The 26,502-nt window shown below is 55.5% G+C and carries 32 protein-coding genes; 2 read left to right on the forward strand and 30 right to left on the reverse strand.

Going from position 1 to position 26,502, the window contains the following annotated elements; translation table 11 throughout:
- Positions 1-109: 109 nt before the first annotated feature.
- The 28 genes from map to FB556_RS12870 form a co-directional block, all read right to left on the reverse strand.
- On the reverse strand, positions 110-934 hold the full coding sequence (gene map / locus FB556_RS12735; RefSeq protein ID WP_141868305.1) for a type I methionyl aminopeptidase: 825 nt from the start codon (positions 932-934) through the stop codon (positions 110-112).
- A 173-nt stretch (positions 935-1,107) separates the two neighbouring features.
- Positions 1,108-1,725 (reverse strand): adenylate kinase, encoded by a 618-nt coding sequence (locus tag FB556_RS12740; protein WP_141868307.1) that lies wholly within the window; start codon positions 1,723-1,725, stop codon positions 1,108-1,110.
- A gap of 48 nt (positions 1,726-1,773) precedes the next feature.
- Positions 1,774-3,081: a preprotein translocase subunit SecY gene (secY, locus tag FB556_RS12745; RefSeq protein ID WP_141868309.1), complete on the reverse strand. Its 1,308-nt coding sequence runs from the start codon at positions 3,079-3,081 to the stop codon at positions 1,774-1,776.
- Positions 3,082-3,275: 194 nt separating this feature from the next.
- Positions 3,276-3,737 (reverse strand): 50S ribosomal protein L15, encoded by a 462-nt coding sequence (gene rplO, locus FB556_RS12750; protein ID WP_141868311.1) that lies wholly within the window; start codon positions 3,735-3,737, stop codon positions 3,276-3,278.
- The gene (gene rpmD / locus FB556_RS12755; RefSeq protein WP_246057484.1) at positions 3,737-3,961 is read right to left on the reverse strand and encodes a 50S ribosomal protein L30; all 225 of its coding nucleotides are present in this window, start codon (positions 3,959-3,961) and stop codon (positions 3,737-3,739) included. The genes rplO and rpmD overlap by 1 nt, the downstream gene beginning before the upstream one ends.
- Before the next feature lie 2 nt (positions 3,962-3,963).
- Entirely contained in the window at positions 3,964-4,698 is a 735-nt protein-coding gene (gene rpsE / locus FB556_RS12760) for a 30S ribosomal protein S5 (RefSeq protein WP_141868315.1), read from the reverse strand.
- Positions 4,695-5,069, reverse strand: coding sequence for a 50S ribosomal protein L18 (gene rplR / locus FB556_RS12765; protein WP_141868317.1), 375 nt, complete (start codon positions 5,067-5,069; stop codon positions 4,695-4,697). Before rplR ends, rpsE begins: the two co-directional genes overlap by 4 nt.
- Positions 5,069-5,602, reverse strand: a complete 534-nt coding sequence (rplF, locus tag FB556_RS12770; RefSeq protein ID WP_141868319.1) for a 50S ribosomal protein L6 — start codon at positions 5,600-5,602, stop codon at positions 5,069-5,071. The genes rplR and rplF overlap by 1 nt, the downstream gene beginning before the upstream one ends.
- A gap of 18 nt (positions 5,603-5,620) precedes the next feature.
- Complete coding sequence (gene rpsH / locus FB556_RS12775; protein ID WP_141868321.1) at positions 5,621-6,019, reverse strand: 30S ribosomal protein S8; 399 nt, start codon at positions 6,017-6,019, stop codon at positions 5,621-5,623.
- 73 nt (positions 6,020-6,092) lie between these two features.
- Positions 6,093-6,674 (reverse strand): 50S ribosomal protein L5, encoded by a 582-nt coding sequence (rplE, locus tag FB556_RS12780; protein WP_141868323.1) that lies wholly within the window; start codon positions 6,672-6,674, stop codon positions 6,093-6,095.
- A complete protein-coding gene (gene rplX / locus FB556_RS12785; RefSeq protein WP_141868326.1) occupies positions 6,674-7,015 on the reverse strand; it encodes a 50S ribosomal protein L24 in 342 nt (113 codons plus the stop codon). The genes rplE and rplX overlap by 1 nt, the downstream gene beginning before the upstream one ends.
- A gap of 3 nt (positions 7,016-7,018) precedes the next feature.
- Positions 7,019-7,387 carry a 50S ribosomal protein L14 gene (gene rplN / locus FB556_RS12790; protein ID WP_141868328.1) on the reverse strand — a complete coding sequence of 123 codons (369 nt, stop codon included), beginning with the start codon at positions 7,385-7,387 and terminating at the stop codon, positions 7,019-7,021.
- Between the two features lie 398 nt (positions 7,388-7,785).
- The gene (gene rpsQ, locus FB556_RS12795; RefSeq protein ID WP_141868330.1) at positions 7,786-8,070 is read right to left on the reverse strand and encodes a 30S ribosomal protein S17; all 285 of its coding nucleotides are present in this window, start codon (positions 8,068-8,070) and stop codon (positions 7,786-7,788) included.
- A 17-nt stretch (positions 8,071-8,087) separates the two neighbouring features.
- A complete protein-coding gene (gene rpmC / locus FB556_RS13780; RefSeq protein ID WP_141868331.1) occupies positions 8,088-8,360 on the reverse strand; it encodes a 50S ribosomal protein L29 in 273 nt (90 codons plus the stop codon).
- Positions 8,361-8,362: 2 nt separating this feature from the next.
- Positions 8,363-8,779 carry a 50S ribosomal protein L16 gene (gene rplP / locus FB556_RS12805; protein WP_141868333.1) on the reverse strand — a complete coding sequence of 139 codons (417 nt, stop codon included), beginning with the start codon at positions 8,777-8,779 and terminating at the stop codon, positions 8,363-8,365.
- Positions 8,779-9,552, reverse strand: coding sequence for a 30S ribosomal protein S3 (gene rpsC / locus FB556_RS12810; protein ID WP_141868335.1), 774 nt, complete (start codon positions 9,550-9,552; stop codon positions 8,779-8,781). The genes rplP and rpsC overlap by 1 nt, the downstream gene beginning before the upstream one ends.
- On the reverse strand, positions 9,553-9,924 hold the full coding sequence (rplV, locus tag FB556_RS12815) for a 50S ribosomal protein L22 (protein WP_141868337.1): 372 nt from the start codon (positions 9,922-9,924) through the stop codon (positions 9,553-9,555).
- A gap of 32 nt (positions 9,925-9,956) precedes the next feature.
- Entirely contained in the window at positions 9,957-10,235 is a 279-nt protein-coding gene (gene rpsS / locus FB556_RS12820) for a 30S ribosomal protein S19 (protein ID WP_043058742.1), read from the reverse strand.
- Positions 10,236-10,249: 14 nt separating this feature from the next.
- Entirely contained in the window at positions 10,250-11,089 is an 840-nt protein-coding gene (rplB, locus tag FB556_RS12825) for a 50S ribosomal protein L2 (protein WP_141868339.1), read from the reverse strand.
- Between the two features lie 31 nt (positions 11,090-11,120).
- Positions 11,121-11,426 carry a 50S ribosomal protein L23 gene (gene rplW / locus FB556_RS12830; protein ID WP_141868340.1) on the reverse strand — a complete coding sequence of 102 codons (306 nt, stop codon included), beginning with the start codon at positions 11,424-11,426 and terminating at the stop codon, positions 11,121-11,123.
- 11 nt (positions 11,427-11,437) lie between these two features.
- A complete protein-coding gene (rplD, locus tag FB556_RS12835) occupies positions 11,438-12,046 on the reverse strand; it encodes a 50S ribosomal protein L4 (RefSeq protein ID WP_141868342.1) in 609 nt (202 codons plus the stop codon).
- A 4-nt stretch (positions 12,047-12,050) separates the two neighbouring features.
- The gene (gene rplC, locus FB556_RS12840; RefSeq protein WP_043058746.1) at positions 12,051-12,704 is read right to left on the reverse strand and encodes a 50S ribosomal protein L3; all 654 of its coding nucleotides are present in this window, start codon (positions 12,702-12,704) and stop codon (positions 12,051-12,053) included.
- Positions 12,705-12,727: 23 nt separating this feature from the next.
- A complete protein-coding gene (rpsJ, locus tag FB556_RS12845; RefSeq protein ID WP_022871386.1) occupies positions 12,728-13,036 on the reverse strand; it encodes a 30S ribosomal protein S10 in 309 nt (102 codons plus the stop codon).
- Positions 13,037-13,517: 481 nt separating this feature from the next.
- Positions 13,518-14,708 carry an elongation factor Tu gene (gene tuf / locus FB556_RS12850; RefSeq protein WP_141868343.1) on the reverse strand — a complete coding sequence of 397 codons (1,191 nt, stop codon included), beginning with the start codon at positions 14,706-14,708 and terminating at the stop codon, positions 13,518-13,520.
- A gap of 270 nt (positions 14,709-14,978) precedes the next feature.
- Positions 14,979-17,096: an elongation factor G gene (gene fusA / locus FB556_RS12855; RefSeq protein ID WP_281280500.1), complete on the reverse strand. Its 2,118-nt coding sequence runs from the start codon at positions 17,094-17,096 to the stop codon at positions 14,979-14,981.
- 90 nt (positions 17,097-17,186) lie between these two features.
- A complete protein-coding gene (gene rpsG, locus FB556_RS12860) occupies positions 17,187-17,657 on the reverse strand; it encodes a 30S ribosomal protein S7 (RefSeq protein WP_141868345.1) in 471 nt (156 codons plus the stop codon).
- 3 nt (positions 17,658-17,660) lie between these two features.
- Positions 17,661-18,032: a 30S ribosomal protein S12 gene (gene rpsL, locus FB556_RS12865; protein WP_141868347.1), complete on the reverse strand. Its 372-nt coding sequence runs from the start codon at positions 18,030-18,032 to the stop codon at positions 17,661-17,663.
- A gap of 510 nt (positions 18,033-18,542) precedes the next feature.
- Positions 18,543-19,814, reverse strand: coding sequence for a carboxylate--amine ligase (locus tag FB556_RS12870; protein WP_141868349.1), 1,272 nt, complete (start codon positions 19,812-19,814; stop codon positions 18,543-18,545).
- Between the two features lie 83 nt (positions 19,815-19,897).
- Between FB556_RS12870 and FB556_RS12875 the strand changes: the two genes are divergently transcribed.
- Together FB556_RS12875 and FB556_RS12880 are read left to right on the forward strand one after the other, a co-directional pair.
- On the forward strand, positions 19,898-21,079 hold the full coding sequence (locus FB556_RS12875) for a lipid II:glycine glycyltransferase FemX (RefSeq protein ID WP_246057487.1): 1,182 nt from the start codon (positions 19,898-19,900) through the stop codon (positions 21,077-21,079).
- A gap of 169 nt (positions 21,080-21,248) precedes the next feature.
- Entirely contained in the window at positions 21,249-21,464 is a 216-nt protein-coding gene (locus tag FB556_RS12880) for a hypothetical protein (protein WP_141868351.1), read from the forward strand.
- A 92-nt stretch (positions 21,465-21,556) separates the two neighbouring features.
- Here FB556_RS12880 and FB556_RS12885 read toward each other — a convergent pair whose 3' ends face one another.
- Positions 21,557-25,447, reverse strand: coding sequence for a DNA-directed RNA polymerase subunit beta' (locus FB556_RS12885; RefSeq protein WP_141868353.1), 3,891 nt, complete (start codon positions 25,445-25,447; stop codon positions 21,557-21,559).
- 55 nt (positions 25,448-25,502) lie between these two features.
- A partial coding sequence (locus FB556_RS12890; protein ID WP_484068183.1) for a DNA-directed RNA polymerase subunit beta occupies positions 25,503-26,502 on the reverse strand: 1,000 nt, incomplete at its 5' end.

Here is a 26,502-nt window from a genome sequence, read left to right on the forward strand (position 1 = left end):
CATTCTTGAAGCTTTTATTCGGGCACGCCGATGAACTTAAAGGCAGAATCAGCCAAGGGTCTATGTTAGCGCATGTTGCCAAGTAATGCCAAACGCTCTTGACAGTGACCTAGTTTTGTGGGATCGGCACCGGGGTGACCCCGTAGCGAGCAAGATTCGCTGCTCCGCCATCTGGGCTCGTGATGACCCAGATCCCTTCCTTATGGCGCGCCACCGAGTGCTCCCACTGGGATGCATAGGAACCATCGAGCGTCACGACGGTCCAATCGTCATCGAGGGTTTTCGTAGCGATATCCCCGCGGACGAGCATCGGTTCGATTGCCAGCACCATACCGGCTTTGATTCGCGGCCCGCGCATGCCCGAGCGGTAGTTGAAAACATCTGGTGCCTGGTGCATGGCAGAGCCAATGCCGTGACCTACATAGTCTTCCAGAATGCCAAGTGGCTCTCCGGGTTGAGCTCGAACGTAGTCTTCGATCGCGTTGCCGATTTCACCAACGTGTTTGGCTTTGGCAAAGGCAGCGATACCTGCCCACATGGCTTCTTCGGTAATCGTTGAGAGGCGGACGTTGGCAGGATCTGGGGTGCCAACAAGCACCGTTCGAGCAGAATCAGAATGCCAACCGTCGACAACAGCACCGGCATCGATGGAGATGATGTCACCATTTTGTAGAACCCGCTCCCCCGGGATGCCGTGGACGACTTCCTCATTGACCGATGCACAGATGGTGGCTGGGAAGCCGTGATACCCCAGGAAATTGGAGGTTGCACCATGGTCTGCGAGCACGGTACGAAAAACCTGGTCGAGGTGGGCGGTGGTGATTCCGGGTTGTGCTGCTGCGACGACCGCGTCGAGTCCTTGGTGCAAGATAAGGCCGGCCTTATGCATAGTGGCCAGCTGCTTATTGGTTTTGAGTTCTATTTGTCGTGACATTCCTGATGCTGTTCTCTGTGGGTTCGGACAGGTCGTGACCTTGCGGTAGGCGCGGCTGAATATTCACCCAGCGTAGTGGGTTGCGTTAACGGTTGCCAATCCGTCCCGCACGTATTGTTGGGCAACGAAAAACCGACCCGATATCGGGTCGGTTTTCCAACACGCTTTATGGATTACTCACCAGAGCGAGGCTTGATCACCGGGAGGGTGCCGGTGCGAGCACGGATATTGTAGATGGTTTGTAGGAGACGCTCGGTGATGTCGTCGATGGCTCCGGTACCGTCAACCCGACCAACAATGCCCTGGTTGACATAGCCTTCGATCAGATCCGCGGTTTCCTGGTGGTAGAGGTCTAGGCGGTGCTGGATGACCTCAGCGGTGTCATCGGAACGGCCCTCTGTTTCAGCGCGCGCTAGTAGGCGTTCGATGATCTCCTCATCTGGTACTTCGAGGACGAGGACAGCCGTGAGGACCTCACCTTTGTCTTCCAGGATTTTGTTGAGCGCTTCTACCTGGCCTTGGGTGCGTGGATATCCGTCAAGGAGAAACCCGTTGGCAACATCTTTATGGTTGAGGCGGTCTGCGACCATCCGGTTGGTGACGTCATCGGGCACGAAGTCGCCAGCGTCGATGTAGGTCTTGGCTTCTTTGCCAAGTTCCGTCACTTCTTTGACGTTATAACGGAAGATATCTCCGGTTGAGATGGCGGGGATGGCCATTTTGTCTGCAATACGTACCGCTTGGGTGCCTTTGCCTGACCCTGGAGGGCCCATGATGAGCAAACGTGTCATAGATTGTCCTGTCCTTGTTCTTTGGGTCTCGTGTGGTTGTCTTCCAGCCTAGCGGAGCAAGCCTTCGTAATGGCGTTGTTCCATTTGTGCGTCGATTTGTTTGATCGTGGTCAAAGCTACACCAACCATAATCAGAATCGAGACGCCTCCAAATGGGAAGTTTTGGTCCGCACCGATCAGCACGAATGCTATCAGCGGGATCATCGCGATTACGCCGAGGTAGATCGCGCCGACGAAGGTCACTCGCGAGATCACGTATTCCAGGTACTGCACGGTGGGCCGTCCTGCACGGACACCCGGGATGAAGCCGCCTTGGCGTTTCATATTATCCGAAACGTCTTGCGGGTTAAAGGTAATGGTCACGTAGAAATACGTGAAGAAGATCGTCATCAGGAAGAAAATCGCCATGTATAGCGGGTGTGACCCGGTGCCGAAGTACTGCTGCAGCCAAACGATCCAGCCGGCCGGTTCACTACCGTCGGTGGGCATATTGAACTGGATGAGAATCTGCGGCAGCATCAAGATCGATGACGCGAAGATCACCGGAATCACACCGGCCATATTGACTTTGATCGGGATGTAGGTCGTAGTGGAACCCACGGAGCGGCGACCGATCTGGCGGCGAGCGTATTGCACAGGGATACGGCGCTGGGTGTCTTCGACGAACACAATGAACATCATGGTGGCGATGCCAACGACCATGACCAGTGCGAAGACTCGCCAGCTCTGGGTTTGCCAGATGGCAGCCAGGCCTGCTGGGAATCCGGCAGCGATCGACACGAAGATCATCAGTGACATGCCGTTTCCGACGCCGCGTTCGGTGATCTGTTCACCCATCCACATGATGACGATGGCACCCATGGCTAAGGTCAGAACCAATAGCAGGGTCGCCCAAATGCCGTCGTCATTGAGCAGCGAGACGTTACAGTTCAATAGGGCGCCCGAGCGTGCCAGGGTGGCGATTGTGGTCGCGTTCAGCAGTGCCAGGCCCACGGTCAGGTAGCGCGTGTACTGAGTCAGGCGCGCTTGACCTTCGGCACCTTCTTTCTGAAGTCGCTCAAAAGCAGGGATGACCACGCGCAGCAGCTGGGTGATGATCGACGCGGTGATGTAGGGCATAATGCCCAGTGCGAAAATAGAAACCTGCAGTAGCGCACCGCCGGAGAACATGTTGACAAAGGAGTAGAGCCCACCGGTGGTATCACCTTGGGCCAAACACATTTGCACGTTGCCGTAGTCGACACTTGGTGCGGGGATGAAGACGCCGACCCGGTAGATGGCGATGACAGCCAACGTAAACAGGATCTTAGTTCGCAGATCTGGGGTTTTGAACACCCTGGCTATCGTGCTGAACAAGTGTCCTCCTGACAGTAGTGCGAGACTGCACTTTGGTAGATACGACAGAACGTCGGATCTTTCGTACACGGTGGTGCCAAGAAAAGGCACGGTTTGCATTCTAACGTTAAAACCAACGGCCCTCGACCTGTGACGTGTCACGTCAATGATCGAGGGCCGTCTAACAGCTCACGCTGTTCTCAGTCAGAACAGGGTTATGCAGTAGTGGTTGAGCCTCCGGCTTCAGCAATCTTGTCGACAGCTGATTTGGAGAATGCATCGGCGGTCACATTGACTGCGACACCGATGTCACCCGAGCCGAGAACTTTGACCGGCTGGTTCTTACGAACGAGCCCCTTGGCCACGAGGTCAGCAACGGTGACGTCGCCGCCTTCTGGGAAGGATTCGGTCAGTTTGTCGAGGTTGACAACCTGGTAGTTGATTTTGGCAGGGTTTTTGAAACCGCGCAGTTTTGGAAGGCGCATGTACAGCGGAAGCTGTCCACCTTCGAAACCTGCTGGTACCTTGTTGCGAGCACGGGTGCCCTTGGTACCGCGGGTTGCGGTTTTACCGCCCTTGCCACCTTCACCACGACCGTAACGCAGTTTGCGTTTGTTCGAGCCTTTTGCTGGACGCAGGTCGTGAAGTTTGATCGCTTCTTGTTGTTCTTCAGCCATTAGTCGACCTCCTCGACCTTTACCAGGTGAGACACAGCGTTAACCATGCCCACCGTGGCGGCGTCGGCGTTGCGAGTAACGGACTTGCCGATACCACGCAGCCCGAGCGACCGCAGCGTTTCAACGTGTTTTGGCTTGCGTCCGATAACCGAGCGTACCTGCGTGATGGTCAGGGTTGCGTCGGATGGCACAAGGTTCTTCGGGGTTGATTCGAAGTTTGCCACGCTTATGCACCTGCCTTTTCTTCTGCACGCTTGGCACGGGCTTCTTCGATCGTGCGCAGCATTGCTCGTGGAGCAACTTCGTCAACAGACAGACCACGGCGCGCTGCGACCTCTTCAGGGCCTTCCAGCTGACGCAGTGCTTCTACGGTTGCGCGAACGATGTTGATGGCATTCGCCGAGCCCATGGACTTAGACAGCACGTCGGTAATACCGGCTGCTTCAAGTACCGCACGGACTGGACCACCGGCGATAACACCGGTACCCGGGGAGGCAGGACGCAGCAGGACAACGCCTGCGGCATCTTCACCCTGGGACAGGTGTGGGATGGTCGTACCGACGCGTGGGACGCGGAAGAAGTTCTTCTTGGCTTCTTCGACGCCTTTGGCGATTGCGGCTGGGACTTCTTTGGCTTTTCCGTAGCCGACACCGACCATGCCGTCGCCGTCGCCGACGACTACCAGTGCGGTGAAGGCGAACCGGCGTCCACCCTTGACGACTTTGGCAACACGGTTGATGGCAACGACGCGTTCTAGGAACTGGTCTTTGTTGTCATCGCGACCGCCACGGCGTCCGCCACGGTCTGAGCGTTCGCCACGTTCAGAGCGTTGGCCACGACGTGCGCCACGACCACCGCGTTGTTCGGTGTGCTGGCTGTCGGAGCCCTGCGAGGTTTCCGATACAGCCTCTTGAGTTGTTTCGGTCACCTGTGTGTCCTTTTCGTTGTTTGCTTCGGTCACAGCTTCAGTCCACCTTCCCGTGCACCGTCAGCGACGGCTGCGATACGTCCGTGGTATTTGTGACCGGCGCGGTCGAATACGACTGCGGTCACCCCGGCGTCTTCAGCGCGCTGTGCAATGAGTTCGCCTACTTTGCGAGCTTTTTGGGTTTTCTCAGCGTCGAGTGCACGAAGATCGGCTTCCATGGTGGAAGCAGATACCAGCGTGACACCGGCTTCGTCGTCGATAACCTGTGCAAAGATGTGGCGTGCTGAACGGTTGACAACAAGACGTGGGCGTGCGGCTGTTCCGTGGATCCGTTTGCGTACGCGTGCGTGACGGCGACGGCGGGCAGCGTTTTTGCCTTTGCCTTTGATACTGACAGTTGACATTACTTACCTGCCTTTCCGGCCTTGCGGCGAATGATTTCACCCTCGTAGCGAATACCTTTGGCCTTATAAGGTTCGGTAACGCGCAGTTTACGGATGTTGGCGGCAGTTTCGCCGACAAGTTGTTTATCGATACCTGACACGGTGATCGTGTTGCCTTCGATGACAAAGTCGATACCTGCTGGGGCATCAACCTCGACGGGGTGGGAGAAACCCAGCTGCAGTTCGAGACCGCTGCCTTTGGCAACCACGCGGTAACCGGTACCGTGAAGTTCCAATTTCTTGGAGTAGCCTTCGGTGACGCCGACGATCATGTTGTTGATCAGGGTACGAGTCAGGCCGTGGAGCGAACGAGATTCGCGTTCTTCATCCGGACGGGTGACGGTGATGACGTTTTCTTCGAGTTTGGCTTCAATCGGGCCGTCGATGCTCATGCCCAGCTCACCTTTTGGTCCTTTGACAGACACATCGGAGCCGTTGATGGCAACGTCGACGCCGGAAGGTACGGTGATCGGAAGCTTTCCAATACGTGACATTGATTCCCTTCCTTTCCGTTACCAGACGTAGGCGAGGACTTCCCCACCCACACCTTTCGAAGCTGCTTGACGGTCGGTCAGCAGACCAGATGAAGTCGATAAGATCGCAATGCCGAGTCCACCCAGCACATGTGGCAGGTTGTTGGACTTGGCGTAGACGCGCAAACCTGGTTTCGAGATGCGGCGCAGTCCTGCGATAGAACGCTGACGCTGTGGACCAAACTTCAGGTCCAGGACGAGGTCTTTGCCTACGCGTGCGTCAACTTCGTTGTAGTCGGCGATGTAGCCTTCGTTTTTTAAGATTTCGGCGACGCCGCGCTTCAATTTTGAAGACGGCATAGACACGGAGTCGTGATGCGCCGAGTTAGCGTTGCGCAGACGTGTCAACATGTCTGCGACGGGGTCGGTCATACTCATATATGGCTTTAGCCTTTTCTCGTTGTGGTTTCCTGACCCGGTACACCGGGCCAAGACCTATAACGTAGTTGGATTACTGGTCTGCCTTGAACGGGAAGCCCAGCGCACGCAACAGTGCACGGCCTTCGTCGTCGGTTTTGGCGGTGGTTACGAGGGTGATATCCATACCGCGTACACGGTCGATCTTGTCCTGATCGATTTCGTGGAACACGGACTGTTCGGACAGACCGAAGGTGTAGTTGCCGTTGCCGTCAAACTGGCGTGGGCTCAAACCGCGGAAGTCACGGATACGTGGCAGTGCGAGGGTGACCAGACGATCCAGGAATTCCCACATGCGATCGCCGCGCATGGTCACGTGTGTACCGATAGGCATGCCTTCGCGGAGTTTGAACTGTGCGATGGATTTCTTCGCGCGAGTTACCTGTGGTTTCTGACCGGTGATCGCGGTGAGGTCTTCAATGGCACCGTTGATGACTTTGGAGTCACGTGCGGCTTCACCGACACCCATGTTGACCACGATCTTTTCTAGACCTGGTACCTGCATGACGTTTTCATAGTTGAACTCGTTTTGGAGTTCTGCTTTGATTTCGTCACGGTATTTGGCTTTGAGCCGCGGGGTGACCTTGGAGGCTGCGTTTTCAGATACCTGTGTCATTACAGCTCCTTTCCAGAGGCCTTGGCGTAACGGACCTTGACGGTCTTGGTTTCGCCGTCTTCTTCGACTTCTTCAAAACGGTAACCAACGCGGGTTGGCTTTTCGGTTTCCGGGTCGACAACTGCAACCTTGGAGATGTGTAGCAGAGCTTCTTCTTCTACACGTCCGCCTTCGGTTGCACCGTCTGGTCCCTGACCGGCACGTACGTGCTTGGTTACCCGGTTGACACCTTCAACGAGGACTTTGTCTTCTTTCGGTAGAACACGCAGGACTTTGCCCTGTTTGCCGCGGTCTTTACCTGACAGAACCTGTACGAGGTCGTCTTTTTTGATCTTCGCCATAGGTTAGATCACCTCCGGTGCCAGCGATACGATACGCATGAATTGGTTATCACGTAGCTCACGGGCAACTGGGCCGAAGATACGAGTACCGCGTGGTTCGTTATCCTGACGAAGGATGACGGCTGCGTTTTCGTCGAACTTAATGTACGAGCCATCAGTGCGACGTACCGATTTCTTGGTACGTACGACAACTGCTTTGACGACGTCGCCCTTTTTGACGGCACCGCCTGGGATGGCATCTTTGACGGTAGCGACGATGACGTCGCCGATGGATGCATAGCGGCGTCCAGAGCCACCTAGAACACGGATGGTGAGAATTTCTTTCGCACCGGTGTTGTCGGCAACTTTGAGCCGCGATTCTTGTTGAATCACTTGCTTACTCCTGCATGTCTCGCTGGTTCTCAGCCCTCGGTTGGGTCGAGCCTTGCGGAACGGTCATGGAAATATTCTTGCTGTGCTTACCCCCAGCTAGGTGAGACGTATGTGATCAGATTGCGCACAGAGGCAAACTGATCTCACAGTGCTTTTGAGCCAGGGCCGAGGCACGTTGGTGCAAGATGTTGTGCTTACTTTCCGTCAGATACCCGGTGGATGGCCGAGCTATGAAAAGGGGCACAGCTACATTATGCTACCGCACGGTTGGTGTATTTGGAAAATCGTTGTTCACCATTATCGAAGCACAAGGTGCGGTGGCGGTGTTAAAGCACTGCATCCGCACCAGATATTTCTGATGCGGATGCAGTTGTTATTTGTTGTCGTAGTGCTAGCGCTTACTTGGCGCGCTCTACGATGTCGACCAGGCGCCAGTGCTTCCCTTTGGAAAGCGGGCGGGTCTCGGCCAGGCGAACGATGTCGCCGATACCGGCGGTGTTTTCTTCGTCATGGGCTTTGACGCGCTTGGAGCGACGCATGATTTTGCCGTACAGAGCGTGCTGTTTGAAGTATTCGATCTCGACGACGATGGTTTTTTCCATCTTGTCGGACACGACTACTCCACGAACATTTTTGCGGTAGTTACGCTCTGGTGCGGCTGCGGTGTCAACAGACTCAGTCACTGTGATTCCTCCTCAGCCTACTTGCGGCTTTTCTTTTTGTCTTTGATGTCTTCGTCGCTGGCTTCGACTTCTTCGCGGATACCGAGTTCGCGTTCGCGCAGCACGGTCATAATGCGTGCAATGTCGCGTTTGACGACCTTGATACGACCGGCGTTTTCGATCTGGCCGGTTGCCGCTTGGAAGCGCAGGTTGAATAACTCGGCTTTTGCTTTGTCGAGTTCTTCACGCAGGCGTGCGTTGTCGAAACCATCGAGTGCTTCAGTTGTTAGTTCAGGTGAACCCAATGCCATGGTTATTCACCACCCTCTCGGCGTACGATGCGAGCTTTGACTGGCAGCTTGTGGGCTGCTAGACGTAGAGCTTCGCGTGCGACCTCTTCACTGACACCAGACAGTTCGAACATGACACGTCCGGGTTTGATGTTGGCTACCCAGAATTCTGGTGAGCCTTTACCCGAACCCATGCGGACTTCGGCTGGTTTCTTGGTCAGTGGACGGTCTGGGAAAATGTTGATCCACACGTGACCACCACGCTTGATGTAACGAGTCATCGCGATACGAGCTGCCTCGATCTGACGGTTGGTTACATAGGCGCGAGTGGTTGCTTGCAGACCCCATTCACCGAAGGCTACTTCGGTGCCGCCTTTGGCCATACCTTTACGGCCAGGACGGTGCTGTTTACGGAATTTTACGCGACGTGGGATAAGCATTACGCGTTGCCTCCTTGAGCGCCAGCGCGGGCACCCTGTGGGGCGCCACCACGGCGACGGCGTGCACCACCACCGCGACCACCGCGGCCACCACGGCCTGATGGTGCGGCTGCTTCTTGTGCGGCCAGTTCTTTATCGGTCAGGTCGCCCTTGTAGACCCATACTTTGACGCCAATACGTCCGTAAGTGGTCTTGGCTTCGAACTGACCGAAATCGATGTTGGCGCGCAGGGTGTGCAGCGGAACACGGCCTTCGCGGTAGAACTCGGTACGGCCCATGTCGGCGCCGCCCAGACGACCGGATACCTGAATACGGATACCCTCAGCGCCTGCGCGCATGGCCGACTGGATGGAGCGACGCATTGCACGGCGGAATGCCACACGTGCGGTGAGCTGTTCGGCGACACCTTGTGCTACGAGCTGTGCATCGGTTTCTGGTTTCTTGACTTCTAGGATGTTGAGCTGAATCTGCTTGCCAGTGAGCTTTTCCAGTTCACGGCGAATGCGATCAGCTTCCGCACCACGGCGACCGATGACAATACCCGGGCGAGCGGTGTGCACGTCTACACGGACACGGTCGCGGGTACGTTCGATCTCAACTTTGGAAATACCTGCACGTTCCATGCCATCCTGCAGCAGGCTGCGGATCTGCACGTCTTCTTTGACGAAGTCCTTGTAGCGCTGGCCTTCGACGTTCGAGTCAGCGAACCAGCGGGATACGTGATCTTTGGTAATGCCGAGGCGGAATCCGTGTGGGTGAATCTTCTGACCCATTTAGTTGGTCCCACCTTTCTGATCTTCATCGGTCGCAACAATCATGGTGACATGACTGGTGCGTTTTTTGATTTCGAAGGCACGGCCCTGAGCGCGCGGCTGGTAGCGCTTCATGGTTGGGCCTTCGTCAACGAAGGCTTCACTGACAAACAGCTCTTCTTCGTTGAAGGCCAGGCCTTCGCGGTCTGCTTTTTCCCGTGCATTTGATACTGCAGAGGCGAGTACCTTGTACACCGGATCAGCTGCGCCCTGCTGGGCGAACTTCAAAATGGCCAGGGCTTCATTCGCTTGCTTACCACGAACAAGGTCGACGACGCGCCGGGCCTTCATTGGCGTAACACGCAAATAGCGTGCAATTGCCTTGGCTTCCATTGCTTAATCCTCTCTAAGATCAGCCACCGCTACTAGCGGCGGCCTTTCTGGTCGTCCTTGGAGTGGCCGCGGAAGGTACGCGTAGGCGCGAATTCTCCCAGTTTGTGTCCGACCATGGATTCGGTAACGAACACCGGCACGTGTTTGCGACCATCATGGACTGCAATGGTGTGACCCAGCATGTCCGGGATGATCATCGAACGACGTGACCAAGTGCGGATAACGTTTTTAGTGCCCTTTTCGTTCTCAGCAAGAACCTTGAGGTACAAGTGCTGATCTACGTAGGGGCCCTTCTTCAGGCTGCGTGGCATAAAGAGATCAGCTCCTATCGATTCTTCTTGCTTTTCGGACGACGACGCACAATGTACTGGTCGCTGGCCTTGTTCGGACGGCGTGTACGGCCTTCCTTCTTACCATTCGGGTTTGAAGGGTGACGACCACCGGAGGTCTTACCTTCACCACCACCGTGTGGGTGATCCACAGGGTTCATAGCGGCACCGCGGGTCTGCGGACGAACGCCTTTCCAGCGCATACGTCCGGCTTTACCCCAGGAAATGTTGATCTGCTCGGCGTTGCCGACTTCACCAACGGTGGCGCGGCAGCGGATGTCAACGTTGCGGATCTCGCCCGATGGCAGGCGCAGTTGTGCGTATTTGCCTTCGCGAGCAACCAACTGGATGGATGCACCAGCGGAACGTGCCATTTTCGCACCGCCACCTGGACGCAGCTCCACAGCGTGGATCACGGTACCCAGTGGGATGTTGCGAAGTGGCAGGTTGTTGCCAGGTTTGATGTCGGCATTTGGGCCAGACTCCACCATGTCGCCCTGCTTTAGACGAGCTGGGGCGAGGATGTAGCGCTTAGCTCCATCGACGTAGTGCAACAGTGCAATGTTGGCGGTACGGTTCGGGTCGTACTCGATGTGAGCGACCTTGGCCGGTACGCCATCTTTATCGTGACGGCGGAAGTCGATCAGACGGTACTGGCGCTTGTGTCCACCACCACGGTGACGTGATGTAATGCGTCCGAGGTTGTTACGGCCACCGGTTTTCGACAGTGGGCGCAGCAACGACTTTTCCGGCGCATTTCGGGTGATTTCTGTGAACTCGGATACCGACGAGCCGCGCTGGCCCGGGGTAACCGGTCTGTAATTACGAATTGCCATAGATATATTCCTCGATCAAGTGGTCTCCGACCTAGAGGGCCGGACCTCCGAAGATGTCGATGGAACCTTCCTTCAGCGTGACAACCGCGCGCTTGGTAGCTTTGCGAGTGCCGTAGCCGAAACGGGTACGCTGACGCTTACCCTCACGGTTCATGGTGTTGACTGAAGCCACCTTGACATCGAAAATCGTTTCGATAGCCAGTTTGATTTCAGATTTATTTGAGCGCGGGTCCACGAGGAAGGTGTAACGACCTTCGTCCATGTCCGCGTAGCTCTTTTCGCTCACGACGGGAGCAAAGATCACGTCGCGGGGATTCTTCTCGATGTTAGTTGACATGTGGTCTCCTCCTACTTGGCGCTTGCAGCGGCCACGAAGGCGTCGTATGCAGGCTTGGTAAAGACCACGTCGTCAGCTTTCAATACGTCATACGTATTGAGCTGATCAGCATACAGCGTGTGAACATGCTGCAGGTTACGAGTTGACAGTGCAGCGACGTCGTCGGCGCGGTCGATCACGACCAGGAAGTTACGACGTTCGTTCGATACTTCTGCCAGCGCGGTTTTTGCAGCTTTCGTCGACGGGGTGTCCTGATCAATCAGGGTCTCGACAACGTGGATGCGTCCGTTGCGGGCACGGTCAGACAGTGCCTGGCGCAGGGCTGCTGCAATCATTTTCTTTGGGGTGCGCTGGGAGTAGTTGCGTGATTGTGGACCGTGAGCGATACCGCCACCGGTCATCTGTGGTTCACGAATCGAGCCCTGGCGTGCGCGGCCGGTACCTTTTTGACGAAACGGTTTGCGTCCACCGCCGGATACTTCAGCGCGAGTCTTCGTCGCGTGAGTTCCTTGACGTGCGGCCGCAAGTTGTGCGTTGACAACTTGGTGCATGAGAGCAACGTTTGCCTCAACGTCAAAGAGTTCAGCTGGTAGATCCACCGATACTTTGTTGACAGCCATTGAACTAGGCTCCCTTCACTGCATCGCGAACCAGAACAACGCGACCGCGTGGGCCAGGTACTGCACCTTTGATGAGCAGCAGGTTGTTTTCTGCATCGATACCGTGCAGAGTCAGGTTCTGAGTGGTTGTTTTGACGTTACCCATGCGGCCTGGAAGCTTCTTGCCTTTGAACACACGACCTGGGGTAGCAGCGCCACCGACCGAGCCTGGTTTACGGTGGTTCTTTTTCGCACCGTGGGAAGCAAATGAGCCACCAAAGTTGTGGCGCTTCATGGCACCGGCGAAGCCTTTACCCTTGGAGTTCGCAGTGACATCAACTTTTTGTCCTGCTTCGAACAGTTCAACGGTCAGGTCCTGGCCGAGTTCGTAGTTGGCTACGTCAGCGGTACGGATTTCGACGACGTGACGACGCGGTGTTACACCGGCTTTGTCGAAGTGTCCGACCAATGGTTTGGAGACCTTACGGGGATCGATTGCCCCGTATGCAATTTGGACAGCAGAGTAGCCATCAACTTCTTCGTTGCGAAGTTGGGTGACTACGTTAGGCTCAGCCTGAACCACAGTAACGGGAATGAGGTTGTTGTTCTCGTCCCATACCTGGGTCATGCCGAGCTTCGTGCCCAACAGTCCCTTGATATTCTTCTGGGATGTGGTCATAGTTCTCTCAGCACCTCCCTAGCTTAGAGTTTGATTTCAATGTTGACGTCCGCTGGCAGATCAAGACGCATCAGCGAGTCAACAGCCTTAGGAGTCGGGTCTACGATGTCGATAAGACGTTTGTGAGTACGCATTTCAAAGTGCTCACGGCTGTCTTTGTATTTGTGCGGAGAACGGATCACGGCGAACACATTCTTCTCGGTAGGTAGTGGAACCGGGCCAACTACCTGTGCGCCTGCGCGTGTGACCGTGTCAACGATCTTCCGCGCTGAAGTGTCGATCACTTCGTGATCATACGACTTCAGCCGGATGCGGATTTTTTGTCCCGCCATGGCGTCTGCCTCATTTCCGTACTAGTTGAGTACCTGTCCCTGTGTACATGCGCCGCAGCCGAAGCTGGCGCATGTGTTATTTTCGCTCACATAACCGAATCCGTCATACGGGTTCCTCGACTATGTGAGATCATCAAGTTTTTTTTACTCGCCAGACTGCGCTTTAGGAACAATCTGGGAATTTGATGTGCGCTCTTGTGTAGGTGTCATTAGGTCGAAAATCCGTCCTAAGGGCACAGTTGTTTTGAGCAACCTGTCTATTATGACAGAAAAGCAGCCGCAATGCGAATCGAACGGTTGGCAATGCTTGACTACTTCAATACCGATCTCGTATCTCGTATCTCGTTTATCGTAGCAAGCTTTGCTTGCCGGTGCCGCTTAATCGCAGGTGCGAAGGCAATTAGAAACACAAAACCCCCGCCCAAGGCGGGGGTTTCATGTGCACCTAGCGGATCGCTAGGGTTGCAAAGGTAAGTTGAACTTACGCAATGATCTTGGTTACACGACCGGAACCAACGGTACGTCCACCTTCACGGATAGCAAAGCCGAGGCCTTCTTCCATAGCGATAGGCTGGATCAGTTCGACGGTCATTTCGGTGGTGTCACCTGGCATGACCATTTCGGTACCTTCTGGCAGGGTGATGACACCGGTTACGTCAGTGGTACGGAAGTAGAACTGTGGACGGTAGTTCGAGTAGAACGGGTTGTGACGGCCACCTTCGTCCTTGGACAGAATGTAGACGTTGGCCTCGAACTGGGTGTGCGGGGTGATCGAACCAGGTGCAACAACAACCTGACCACGTTCGACGTCTTCACGACGCAGACCGCGCAGCAGCAGACCACAGTTTTCGCCTGCCCATGCTTCGTCGAGCTGTTTGTGGAACATCTCGATCCCGGTGACGGTGGTCTTCTGGGATTCACGGATACCAACGATTTCAACTTCGGAGTTGATTGCCAGGGTACCGCGCTCCGCACGACCGGTTACAACAGTACCGCGACCGGTAATGGTGAAGACGTCTTCAATCGGCATCAGGAATGGCTTGTCGCGGTCACGAACTGGTTCTGGGATGTATTCATCCACAGCGTCCATGAGGTCCTCAACAGCTTTGACCCATTTCTCTTCGCCTTCGATAGCTTTCAGAGCGGAGACGCGGATAACTGGAGCGTTGTCGCCGTCGAAGTCCTGGGAGGACAGCAGTTCGCGAACTTCCATTTCAACCAGTTCCAGCAGGTCTTCGTCGTCGACCATGTCGGATTTGTTGAGTGCAACCAGCAGGGTTGGAACGCCAACCTGCTTGGCCAGCAGAACGTGTTCACGGGTCTGAGCCATTGGGCCGTCAGTAGCAGCAACAACGAGGATTGCGCCGTCCATCTGAGCAGCACCGGTAATCATGTTCTTGATGTAGTCGGCGTGGCCTGGGGCGTCGACGTGTGCGTAGTGACGCTTTTCGGTTTCGTACTCAACGTGGGAAACGTTGATAGTAATACCGCGCTGGCGCTCTTCAGGAGCACCATCGATATCGGCGTAGTCGCGCTGTTCGTTGTATTCCGGGTACTTATCGGCGAGTACCTTGGAGATCGCAGCGGTGAGGGTGGTTTTACCGTGGTCAACGTGACCGATGGTACCGATGTTAATGTGCGGCTTTGTCCGCTCGAACTTTGCCTTCGACACAGATTCCTCCTAGAACTGTTCGACTGGAGAAGGACATGCAGCCGCTTGTGGCGGTCTGACTTTGGTCCAGTCTACGTCAGATGTTGTTATTACTAGTTTCCCCGGTGGTTAGGACCGGTCCGTCGATTGCTAAACAACCTCGGCCGCCTGCGCGGACCGGACCCTAGTCCTGTACCAAACGTTGTGTTCGGGGCGACACACCGTCTGGCTGGTGGTGGGCTTGGCGGGCCAAACCCACCACCAAAAATCTAGCCAGCTAATAAGTCTAAATTATTGGCCGGAGTGTTTCTGAATAATTTCTTCAGAAACAGCAGATGGTACTTCACCGTATGAATCGAAGGTCATGGTGTAGACGGCGCGACCCTGAGTACGGGAACGCAGGTCACCGATGTAACCAAACATTTCGGACAGTGGGACTTTCGCCTTAACGACTTTGACACCTGCTGCATCGTCCATCGATTCGATGGTACCGCGGCGGGAGTTCAGGTCACCAATGACATCGCCCATGTACTCTTCTGGGGTACGCACTTCAACGGACATAATCGGTTCAAGCAGAACCGGTTTTGCGCGTTTGATACCTTCTTTGAAGACCTGGGAGCCGGCAAGTTTGAACGCCATTTCCGAGGAGTCGACGTCGTGGTATGCGCCGTCTTCCAGAGTAGCTTTGACGCCAACCATTGGGTAGCCAGCCAAGACACCAAACTGCATGGCTTCCTGGATGCCCTGGTCGACCGACGGGATGTATTCACGAGGAATACGTCCACCGGTGACGGCGTTTTTGAATTCGTAAATTTCGCCATCTTCGGTATCCAGTGGTTCGAAGGTCACAACGACCTTCGCGAACTGACCGGACCCACCGGTTTGTTTCTTGTGGGTGAAGTCGACGGACTCGACCTTCTGGCGAATGGTCTCGCGGTAGGAAACCTGTGGCTTACCCACGGTAGCTTCAACCTTGAATTCGCGCTTCATGCGGTCGACCAGCACGTCGAGGTGCAGTTCGCCCATGCCGCCGATTTCGGTCTGGCCGGTTTCTTCGTTTTGAGACACGGTGAAGGTTGGGTCTTCTGCCGACAGGCGCTGAATAGCGGTCGACAGCTTTTCCTGGTCACCCTTGGAGTTTGGCTCGATTGCAACCGAGATCACTGGTTCTGGGAATTCCATGGATTCCAGGATGATCGGAGCTTCTTTAGCCGACAGGCTGTCACCGGTCGTGGTGTCTTTGAGACCCACAACAGCGTAGATGTGACCCGCCTGTGCTTCATCAACAGGGTTTTCCTTGTTGGCGTGCATCTGGAACAGACGGGAGACACGTTCCTGTTTGCCCTTGGTCGCGTTCAGGACGGTATCGCCGGCCGAGATTTTACCCGAGTACACACGGATATAGGTCAGGGTACCGAAGAAGGGGTGAGCCGCGATCTTGAATGCAAGCGCAGAGAATGGTTCCTGCAGGCTTGGCTTGCGGGTCAGTTCTTCTTCTGGGTCCTTCATGGAAGTACCGGTCACAGACTCGACATCCAATGGGGAGGGCAGGTAGTCAATGACAGCGTCAATGATTGGCTGGACACCGCGGTTTTTGAAAGCAGAGCCACAGAAGACCGGGTAGGCTTCGTCAGCGATTGTCAGCGCGCGAACGCCTGCCTTGATTTCTTCGTTGGTGAGCTCTTCGCCGTCCAGGTACTTCATCATCAGTTCTTCCGATGATTCGGCAATGGACTCAACCAGCTCGTTGCGGTACTCTTCAGCGCGTTCTTGGAGTTCTGCAGGAATGTCCTGAATTTCGTAGCTAGCACCAAGGGCAGTGTCACCTTTGGCATCTTCTGGCCACACGAAAGCTTTCATGGTGACGAGGTCTACGACACCGATGAAGTCGCTTTCAGCGCCAATTGGCAGCTGCATAACCAGCGGCTTGGCACCCAGGCGAGACTTGATGGTTTCGACGGTGTTGTAGAAATCTGCACCGAGCTTATCCATCTTGTTGACGAAGCAAATACGAGGTACACCGTATTTGTCAGCTTGACGCCATACGGTCTCGGACTGTGGTTCTACGCCTTCTTTAGCGTCGAATACAGCAACTGCACCGTCGAGGACACGCAGGGAGCGTTCTACTTCAACAGTGAAGTCAACGTGACCTGGGGTGTCGATGACGTTAATCTGATTACCGTGCCAGAAGCTGGTAACAGCAGCGGAGGTAATGGTGATACCGCGCTCTTTTTCCTGCTCCATCCAGTCGGTGGTTGAAGCGCCGTCGTGGGTTTCACCCAGTTTGTGGCTTACACCGGTGTAGAAGAGGATACGCTCGGTCGTGGTGGTTTTACCGGCGTCAATGTGAGCCATGATGCCGATGTTACGTACTTTTGTGAGGTCGGTAAGCACTTCTTGTTGTGCCACAGGTTCTCCCTTGATTGTTGCCTGGTTCCGTGAGCCACAGACTCCTGGGTGAGGCAACGGCTCGGATCGAGTACTGAGTTGGTGTTTGGTTTACCAGCGGTAGTGGGCAAACGCCTTGTTAGCTTCGGCCATCTTGTGCACGTCCTCACGACGTTTTACAGCTGCACCCAGCCCGTTGGAAGCATCCAGAATTTCATTCGTCAGACGCTCAGTCATCGATTTTTCGCGGCGTGCCTTCGAGAAGGTAACCAGCCAGCGAAGTGCGAGAGCGGTAGCACGACCAGGCTTGACCTCGACAGGTACCTGGTAGGTGGCGCCACCTACACGACGTGAGCGGACTTCAAGTGCGGGACGAACGTTATCCAGAGCTTTCTTGAGCGTAGCTACTGGATCGTCGCCACCTTTTTCACGAGTACCGGCGAGGGCACCGTAAACGATACGTTCGGCGGTTGACTTTTTACCATCAACCAAAACTTTGTTAATCAACTGGGTGACCAAGGACGAACTGTAAACAGGGTCAACTACCAGTGGGCGCTTGGGCGCAGGACCTTTACGTGGCATGGTTTACTTCTCCTTCTTAGCGCCGTAACGGCTACGAGCTTGACGGCGATCTTTGACACCCTGAGTGTCCAGAGCACCGCGAACAATCTTGTAGCGGACACCTGGAAGGTCTTTCACGCCACCGCCACGAACGAGCACGATGGAGTGCTCCTGGAGGTTGTGGCCTTCACCTGGAATGTAGGCTGTAACTTCGATACCACCGGCCAGGCGGACACGTGCGACTTTACGCAGCGCGGAGTTTGGTTTCTTAGGGGTGGTGGTGTAAACACGGGTGCAGACACCACGGCGCATTGGGCGCGCGTCAAGCGCAGGCGCACCAACACGCTTAGATTTTGGCGTGCGGCCCTTGCGGACCAGCTGCTGAATTGTTGGCAAAATATTCTCCGTATGATTTATCTTCTTTCGGACGGTCCGAGGCGGGATGAAGCGCATCGGATCGAAAGAAAGCTTGGTCGTTTTTCGACGTCTGAGGCTATTCGACTTTAGACGTGCAAAAAGGTGGCATTTGTTGCGCAAGTTCCCCGCAACCCGGACAGAGTCCTACTGCCACTTTGAAACAATCGTTCTCAGTGTACCAGGTTCGGTCACATTGCCACAATTTGGCCAAGGAGTAGGGTTTGATCACTTTGCAGATGCGTAATGGCAGATATGAGCCTAGGTGACCGCTCGATCTCCATGCCATCGAGCATGCTGAAGATCAACTGTCGCTCGTTCAAAACCAACACTACAGCGGTCACCTCGGCGAACACACGCCTTGTGACAGCGGTAGGACGAAGCATTGACACTTGTGGGGGCCGGTGACCTCTGCTGTCAGACGCAGGGGCTTCGGTCCCGACAGAAGAAGCGAAGGTATGCCGCAAGCACAACGCGGCCTCACACCATCATCTAAGCGTTCATCGTGCCCGGGGTGTGAGCCACTTCGGCAGCGGCTTTGGTCAAGCGATATCGCTGATACAGGTCACGTTTGAGGTTGCGGTCTCGGCTGTACTGCAATGGCCATCCAATACGATTGGCACGCTTTGCAGCAGCAAGTTGCTGTTGCTGGTCAGGTGCAGCGTAGTGTTTGGCCAGCTTGAGAGGAATCGTTAATGAAGCGGCGGGTCCATCGGTAGTCACCGGTTCGCCGTGAGGTGTGGGATCGATGAATTCCCGGTAGAGGTAGGCGGCAGGGTTAGCTCCAGCTACCGTCAGGTAGTAATGATGGCGGCCCAGCCGAGGATTCATCTCCAAGAAGTAGGCCTCTCCTGTGGCCTCATGAATTTTGAGGTCAAACATGCCAAAGCCGTGCCAGTCCAATGCATCCATGAGTCGTGCACCTTGTTCTTCTACCTGGGCATCGGAGACTGCAACCACGGCTCGCGAGTTGCCTTCTAAACCCGGAGCGTGGTCTTCAACAATGACTTCGGCTAGACCGGTCAGCGAGTTCTGGCCGGTACGGTCACGGAAGTGTGTGAGGATTCGAAGGTTGGAATCCGGTCCCGGAATGAACTGCTGAATGATTAGCGAACCGCGGTAGCCCGCATTGATAGCTTGCGTGAGGATCTCCTGCAATTGGTTAGGCTCGTACAAGAAATGAACTTTACGACGGCCAGGGAAGCGAGTATTGGCCCACGCCGCGCCGTCTCCGGCTTTCAGTATCAGCGGGTAATCCAGCCCTACCTCGGTGACGGACTCTAAAAACTCATCCACTGCCTGGACGCCCTGTGAGCAGTCCATGGAAACAGTCTTTGGATATCTGACCCCCAGCTCGTCACACAGCGCATAAAAGTTTTCTTTCAGCGATGCGCGATCCAATTGATCGGTCGTGAGGTCTGGGAAGACATACCCCATAGCGCGAAGCTCTTCGCTGTGCTCTATGACAATCCGCACGAGGTGATCATAGCCGGCCAATAGGAGCAGCGGGCGCTCGCCGTCACGTTGCAGATGTTGAGCAACGCGCCCGAGATGTTCAACGACGCGCGCCGGTTCAAACATCGCGCCGGCAGGATGCAGGTGGGTAATTTTGCTACCGCCCACTACCAAGTTTTCTGCGGTGGGGACGATGGCTGATGTCACCCCGTATGCTTCATGAAATTCGCGGGCCAGCGTATAAGCGCCGAGGTCTCCCCCGGTAATCACCGGGACAAAGGTTTGGGCAGCAGGGATCTGTGAACTCATAATGGACGAGTTTAGCAACTGCCAGCCGTGACCCTGCTCGCCCTACCCCAGGGAACCTTCCACAGCTGGGGTACGCTGGAGACGTGACACAACATAAGACCCTGAATATTCAAGAGATTTCCACGGAAGAACATCAAAGGTTCCTCGCTGAGCAACCGCGCGCTTCCTTCTTACAAAACCCCTATTGGCCCCAGACCAAGCCAGCGTGGCGTAGCCAATCATTGGGTTGGTTGGACAATGATCGGTTGGTGGCCACAAGCTTAGTGCTATACCGTCCGATCCCGGTGCCTGGTCTAAGGGGCCGGAGCTTAGCGTATATGGCAGAGGGACCAGTTTTTGATCCTGAAACCATTGCCTTAGATTCTCTTGTAAATCCGCTGGTGCCATATATGCGCAGTCAGGGCGCGTTCTTGATCCGAATGGGCTTACCCTTCAATCTGCGCCGCTGGGAGGCCGAGACCATCCGGCGCACGCTATCTGCCAACGAACACGACATGATTCCAGATCTCCATCCGGCGGAGTCCAACCCCACGGCTTGGTCTTTGGAAGATTCCTTGGTGCGGCTGGGCTGGAAGAAGCCCGAAATGACTGAAGAATTCGGACCGGGTCAGGCCCAGTTCCAGGCGCGGATCCCTCTGCCGGAGCTCACCGCCGAACAACGCGCTGACCGCGAGTCCCCGGAATTTATCCAAGCGGTCGATGACGTGCTAGCCCGCATGGACAGTACTTCACGGCGTCAGACGCGTAAATCGATGCGCTCGGATTTACAGATCTCCGTAGGCGACATTTCGGATATTGACCAGTGGCAAACCCTGTATGAGGAAACGGCCGAGCGAGATGACTTCACTGGTCGTCCTCAAACCTATTTTGAGTCGATGTTCAATGCATTAAATGCTTCGGATATCGCTCAGTGCAAGGTCTTATTTGCCCACTATGAGGATCAGCTGCTTGCTTCTGCGATTTATGTGCAGCAACAAGATACCGGCTGGTATGTGTATGGGGCGTCGACGCGTGCTGAGTCAAAACGTTATGCTCCTCGCGCGCTGCAATTGGAACAAGTCAAGCTCAGCCTAGAAGCTGGCGCTCGCTGGTATGACTTGGGCGGAGTCTCCCCCACGTTGAAGAAAGAACACGAGCTTGCTGGTCTGACGCGGTTTAAAACGACCATGGGCGCAGACGTCATCGAGACGATGGGTGAATGGGACTACCCGATCAATAAGGTGCTGAGCCAGGCGTTCAATCGGTATCTTGCGCGCAGAGGTTAGTACTGCAGCTCTCTGGCATCCTTTAACGGCCGTGGTCCTGACTCGTCAGGGTCGCGGCCGTTGGTTTTCATGGACAGTGATCGCGTTAGCGGTTAGCGGTAACTGCGCGATAATGCTTAGGGTGAATATAGCGTTCTGATCGCTACTGATGAAGAGAGCTAGATATTTCATGACCAAGATCGATACAAAAACCCCTACCCTGCCCTCGACCGCGTTAGTTTTGCTGCTGACCGGTTTCGGGTCGTTGTTTATTATCGTTGGGATCATCACGCTCGTTGCGACGGACCCGACCAACTGGGTTGGCGTGGGGCTGAGCTGGTTCGTGGGGTTGTATAGCTTTGTCATGGCTCAGATATTTAAGCAGCGGCGTCAGCGCCAGCAATAGTTAATGTTTATTTAGTGAGACAACAAAGAGCCAGTGCGAAAATTCGCACTGGCTCTTTCTAGGTTGAGGGCCGGTTTTAGTGGCCTACGAGGTTAGCGGAAGTCGCCACCCATTCCGTAGTCCTCCAACGGGATAGCGTGGAAGTCGCCACCGATTTCGGTGTCCATGCCCGGGTAATCAAAATCCGGGAATGCTGCGGCACCGGTGAACATGTTGGCCTTGGCCTCATCGGTCGGTTCAACGGCGACGTTGGTGTAGCGGTCCAGACCGGTTCCGGCCGGGATGAGCTTACCAATGATGACGTTTTCCTTCAGGCCGAGCAGTGGATCGGCCTTGCCTTCCATGGCGGCCTGCGTCAGCACGCGGGTCGTCTCCTGGAAGGAAGCGGCCGATAGCCACGAGTCGGTTGCTAGCGAGGCCTTGGTGATACCCATCAGTTCGTCACGACCAACGGCTGGGCGTTTGCCTTCGGCAACGGCAGCACGGTTGGCGGCAACGAAGGTGGCGCGGTCAGCCAGTTCACCTGGTAGCAAGTCGGTTTCACCAGAGTCAATGATGGTGATACGACGTAGCATCTGACGGACGATGACTTCCACGTGTTTGTCGTGAATGCCAACACCCTGTGACTGGTAGACCTCTTGGACCTCGTCGACCAGGAATTTCTGGGCGGCGCGTGGACCAAGGACACGCAGGACCTGTTTAGGATCGATGGCCCCAGCAACCAGCTGGGTACCGACGTCCACGTGCTGGCCGTCTTCGACGAGCAGACGCGAACGACGCAGCACCGGGTAGGCCATTTCTTCGGAACCGTCATCCGGGGTGAGCACCAGACGAACCTGTTTGTCGTCTTCTTCGATGGTCACGCGACCGGCGACCTCGGAGATTGGGGCGACACCCTTCGGGGTACGGGCTTCGAAGAGTTCCTGAATACGTGGCAGACCCTGGGTAATATCGTCAGCCGATGCGACACCACCGGTGTGGAACGTACGCATGGTCAGCTGTGTACCTGGTTCACCAATCGACTGTGCTGCGATAATACCGACAGCTTCGCCAATGTCGACAACCTTGCCGGTAGCCATCGAGCGACCGTAGCACTTGGCACAGGTTCCAACAGCTGAGTCACAGGTCAGAACCGAACGGATGCGGATCTCAGTGACTCCGGCATCGCGCAAAATATCCAGCTTGGTGCTGCCGATGTCCTTGCCGGCTTCGACGATCACGTTGCCGTCAGCGTCTTTGGCATCGCGGGCCAGTACTCGAGAGTAAGCTGACGTTTCGATGTCGTCGACCAGTACCAGTTCGCCGTTCTCGTTTGGTTCGGCGATGACCGTGACGAGTCCCTTATTGGTACCGCAGTCATCTTCACGGACGATAACGTCCTGAGACACGTCGACCAAACGGCGGGTTAGGTAACCAGAGTTCGCGGTCTTCAACGCGGTATCGGCCAGGCCCTTACGAGCACCGTGGGTAGCGGAGAAGTATTCCAGTACCGACAGGCCCTCACGGTAAGAGGACTTGATCGGACGTGGGATAATCTCACCCTTCGGGTTGGCTACCAGGCCACGAATACCGGCAATCTGACGTACCTGCAGCCAGTTACCGCGAGCACCGGAGGTGACCATGCGGTTAATGGCGTTCTGTTTGCCCATACCGGCCTGCATTGCGGCGGCCACTTCGTCGGTGGCGTTGTTCCAGACGTCGATCAGTTCGGCGCGGCGTTCGTCATCCGAAATCAGACCGGTTTCGTACTGGGTCTGAACCTTCGTTGCCTGATCTTCATATCCTTCCATAATCGACGCTTTGTCGAAGTTCGAAGTGATGTCAGAGATCGCAACGGTGACACCCGACCACGTACCCCAGTAGAAACCAGCGTCTTTGAGGTTGTCCAGCGCACGAGCAGTAGAAACCAACGGGTAGCGTTCAGCGAGGTCGTTGACCAATTCGCCCAGCGTTCCCTTCGTGGCGACAACTTCTACCCACGGGTAGTCGGCTGGCAGCAATCGGTTGAACAACACGCGACCGATGGTAGTTTCCAGGTTGACGCGCTGTCCTGGTTCCCAACCTTCTGGAGCAGTTTGCACCTCGGATGGCACAAAGTCGTGCACACCGATGGTCACGGTTGCGTTCAGGTGTACCTTGCCGGCGTCCATGGCCATGATTGCTTCACCTAGCGAGGAGTAGGCGTTGCCTACACCAACGACGTCGTCGCGGACGTCGGTCAGGTGGTTCAGACCAATGATCATATCCTGTGATGGCACGGCAACTGCGCGACCATCGGATGGTTTCAGGATGTTGTTGGACGACAGCATCAACAGGCGCGCTTCGGCTTGGGCTTCGGGGCTCAGCGGCAGGTGAACTGCCATCTGGTCGCCGTCGAAGTCTGCGTTGAATGCGGCACAGACCAGCGGGTGCAGCTGGATAGCTTTACCTTCGACCAGCTGTGGTTCAAACGCCTGGATACCCAAACGGTGCAGGGTTGGTGCGCGGTTGAGCAGTACCGGGTGTTCGGTAATGACTTCTTCCAACACGTCCCAAACCTGTGGGCGAGTCCGTTCGACCATCCGCTTGGCAGATTTGATGTTCTGCGCGTGGTTCAGGTCGACCAGACGCTTCATGACGAATGGTTTGAACAGCTCCAGTGCCATCTGCTTTGGCAGACCGGCCTGGTGCAGTTCCAGCTGTGGACCGACCACGATGACCGAACGGCCCGAGTAGTCGACACGTTTACCCAGCAGGTTCTGACGGAAACGGCCCTGTTTACCCTTGAGCATGTCAGATAGTGACTTCAGCGGACGGTTGCCCGGTCCGGTGACGGCACGGCCGCGGCGGCCATTGTCGAACAGCGAGTCGACGGATTCCTGCAGCATGCGCTTTTCGTTGTTGACAATGATCTCTGGGGCACCCAATTCAAGCAGGCGCTTCAGACGCGAGTTGCGGTTGATCACACGACGGTAGAGGTCGTTGAGGTCGGAGGTCGCAAAACGGCCACCGTCGAGCTGCACCATTGGGCGCAGTTCTGGTGGAATGATCGGGACGGCGTCTAAGACCATGCCTTCTGGCTTATTGTCGGTGGTCAAAAACGCGTTGACCACTTTCAGTCGCTTCAGCGCACGGGTTTTGCGCTGGCCTTTACCAGTCTGGATGATTTCGTGAAGCTTTTCAGATTCACCTTCCAGGTCGAAGGTCTGCAGACGTCGCTGGATTGCTTCAGCACCCATCGAGCCTTCGAAGTATTCGCCGTATTTGTCACGCAGCGAACGGAAGACTTGTTCGTCGCCTTCCAGGTCGCCGACCTTCAGGTTTTTGAAGCGATCCCAAACTTCTTCCAACTGGGCGATTTCGGCTTCAGAGCGTTTGCGAACCTGTGCCATGGTTTTTTCGCCCAAGGATTTGGCTTTTTCGCGCTCTGCGGCTTTAGCACCGGATTGTTCCAGTTCGGCGAGCTCTTCTTCGAGCTCACGCGAAATGGCAGCAATGTCGGAGTCGAGCTGTTTTTTCAGGAAGTTGATTTCCTGGTCGTGCTCGGCCTGCAGGTTTGGTAGATCGGCGTGACGAGCTTCTTCGTCAACGCTGGTGATCATGTAGGCGGCAAAGTAGATGATCTTTTCGAGATCTTTTGGCGCCAGGTCCAGCAGGTAGCCAAGACGGGATGGGACACCTTTGAAGTACCAGATGTGGGTGACTGGTGCAGCCAGTTCGATGTGGCCCATGCGGTCACGACGAACTTTGGAACGAGTGACTTCTACACCACAGCGTTCACAAATGATGCCTTTATAACGGACGCGCTTGTATTTGCCGCAATAGCATTCCCAGTCGCGGGTTGGACCGAAGATGCGCTCACAAAACAGGCCATCTTTTTCTGGCTTCAGTGTGCGGTAGTTAATGGTTTCAGGTTTCTTGACCTCACCGTAGGACCACTCGCGGATTTGGTCTGCGGTGGCCAGTCCGATGCGCATGAGGCCGAATGAGTTTTCTGTGGACATTGTCCTATGAACTCCTGGTTCTAAAGTGGATGAAAGACTTTGTTGTGTGTGGAACTTAGACTTCTTCTACCGAGCTGGGTTCAGCCCGGGAGAGGTCGATGCCTAGTTCTTCAGCAGCACGGAATGAATCTTCATCCGAGTCACGCATTTCGATGGATTGACCGTCGGCGGAAAGTACTTCCACGTTCAGGCACAAGGATTGCATTTCCTTGATCAATACCTTGAACGATTCTGGAACGCCTGGTTCTGGAATGTTTTCACCCTTGACGATGGCTTCATAGACCTTGACACGGCCGTGGACGTCGTCAGATTTGTGGGTGAGCAGTTCCTGCAGGGTGTATGCGGCACCGTATGCTTCCAGTGCCCATACCTCCATTTCACCAAAGCGCTGACCACCGAATTGTGCTTTACCACCCAGTGGTTGCTGGGTAATCATCGAGTACGGTCCTGTTGAACGCGCGTGGATCTTGTCGTCAACCAAGTGGTGCAGTTTCAGCATGTACATGTAGCCAACCGAGATCGGCTCTGGGAATGGCTCTCCAGAGCGACCGTCGAACAGCTGCGCCTTCCCGTTAGTACCCATGAGGCGTTCGCCGTCGCGGGTGGGGTTGACGTGGCCCAGTAGGCCGGTGACTTCTTCGGCTTCTGCACCGTCGAAGACCGGGGTGGCAACGTTGACCGGTCCGGTTTCACGCGGCAGGTTCGGCAGCTTGGCCAGGAAGTCTGGTTCGCCTTCGATCTTCCAACCGTTGGCGGCGGCCCATCCGAGGTGTAGTTCCATGACCTGACCCAGGTTCATACGTCCTGGAACACCCAGTGGGTTCAGGATCATATCAACTGGTGTTCCGTCGGCCATAAATGGCATGTCTTCCATCGGGAGAATCTTGGCGATAACGCCCTTGTTCCCGTGGCGGCCAGCCATTTTGTCACCGTCTTGGATCTTACGTTTCTGCGCTACGTAGACGCGGACCAGCTGGTTGACGCCTGCTGGGAGATCGTCGTCTTCGTCGCGGTCGAAGATGCGAACACCGATGACGGTTCCGGATTCACCGTGT

The organism is Enteractinococcus coprophilus (genome assembly GCF_006716305.1).
Lineage (GTDB): Bacteria > Actinomycetota > Actinomycetes > Actinomycetales > Micrococcaceae > Yaniella > Yaniella coprophila.

Excerpts from the sequence above, each read along its gene's own strand:
- rplX (WP_141868326.1), bottom strand. The coding sequence starts at position 7,015 with ATGGCGAAGATCAAAAAAGACGACCTCGTACAGGTTCTGTCAGGTAAA.
- rplD (WP_141868342.1), bottom strand. The coding sequence starts at position 12,046 with ATGGCTGTCAACAAAGTATCGGTGGATCTACCAGCTGAACTCTTTGAC.
- rpsJ (WP_022871386.1), bottom strand. The coding sequence starts at position 13,036 with ATGGCGGGACAAAAAATCCGCATCCGGCTGAAGTCGTATGATCACGAA.
- rplR (WP_141868317.1), bottom strand. The coding sequence starts at position 5,069 with ATGTCAACTGTCAGTATCAAAGGCAAAGGCAAAAACGCTGCCCGCCGT.
- FB556_RS12870 (WP_141868349.1), bottom strand. The coding sequence starts at position 19,814 with ATGAGTTCACAGATCCCTGCTGCCCAAACCTTTGTCCCGGTGATTACC.
- FB556_RS12740 (WP_141868307.1), bottom strand. The coding sequence starts at position 1,725 with ATGACACGTTTGCTCATCATGGGCCCTCCAGGGTCAGGCAAAGGCACC.
- rpmC (WP_141868331.1), bottom strand. The coding sequence starts at position 8,360 with ATGGCATTGGGTTCACCTGAACTAACAACTGAAGCACTCGATGGTTTC.
- rpsG (WP_141868345.1), bottom strand. The coding sequence starts at position 17,657 with ATGCCACGTAAAGGTCCTGCGCCCAAGCGCCCACTGGTAGTTGACCCT.
- rplF (WP_141868319.1), bottom strand. The coding sequence starts at position 5,602 with ATGTCACGTATTGGAAAGCTTCCGATCACCGTACCTTCCGGCGTCGAC.
- rplC (WP_043058746.1), bottom strand. The coding sequence starts at position 12,704 with ATGACCACATCCCAGAAGAATATCAAGGGACTGTTGGGCACGAAGCTC.
- rplV (WP_141868337.1), bottom strand. The coding sequence starts at position 9,924 with ATGGAAGCCAAGGCAATTGCACGCTATTTGCGTGTTACGCCAATGAAG.
- rplO (WP_141868311.1), bottom strand. The coding sequence starts at position 3,737 with ATGGCTGAAGAACAACAAGAAGCGATCAAACTTCACGACCTGCGTCCA.
- FB556_RS12885 (WP_141868353.1), bottom strand. The coding sequence starts at position 25,447 with ATGTCCACAGAAAACTCATTCGGCCTCATGCGCATCGGACTGGCCACC.
- rplB (WP_141868339.1), bottom strand. The coding sequence starts at position 11,089 with ATGGCAATTCGTAATTACAGACCGGTTACCCCGGGCCAGCGCGGCTCG.
- rpsS (WP_043058742.1), bottom strand. The coding sequence starts at position 10,235 with ATGCCACGCAGCCTGAAGAAGGGCCCCTACGTAGATCAGCACTTGTAC.
- rplE (WP_141868323.1), bottom strand. The coding sequence starts at position 6,674 with ATGACACAGGTATCTGAAAACGCAGCCTCCAAGGTCACCCCGCGGCTC.
- FB556_RS12880 (WP_141868351.1), top strand. The coding sequence starts at position 21,249 with ATGACCAAGATCGATACAAAAACCCCTACCCTGCCCTCGACCGCGTTA.
- rplW (WP_141868340.1), bottom strand. The coding sequence starts at position 11,426 with ATGTCAACTAACATCGAGAAGAATCCCCGCGACGTGATCTTTGCTCCC.
- rpsH (WP_141868321.1), bottom strand. The coding sequence starts at position 6,019 with ATGAGTATGACCGACCCCGTCGCAGACATGTTGACACGTCTGCGCAAC.
- rpsC (WP_141868335.1), bottom strand. The coding sequence starts at position 9,552 with ATGGGTCAGAAGATTCACCCACACGGATTCCGCCTCGGCATTACCAAA.
- rplP (WP_141868333.1), bottom strand. The coding sequence starts at position 8,779 with ATGCTTATCCCACGTCGCGTAAAATTCCGTAAACAGCACCGTCCTGGC.
- map (WP_141868305.1), bottom strand. The coding sequence starts at position 934 with ATGTCACGACAAATAGAACTCAAAACCAATAAGCAGCTGGCCACTATG.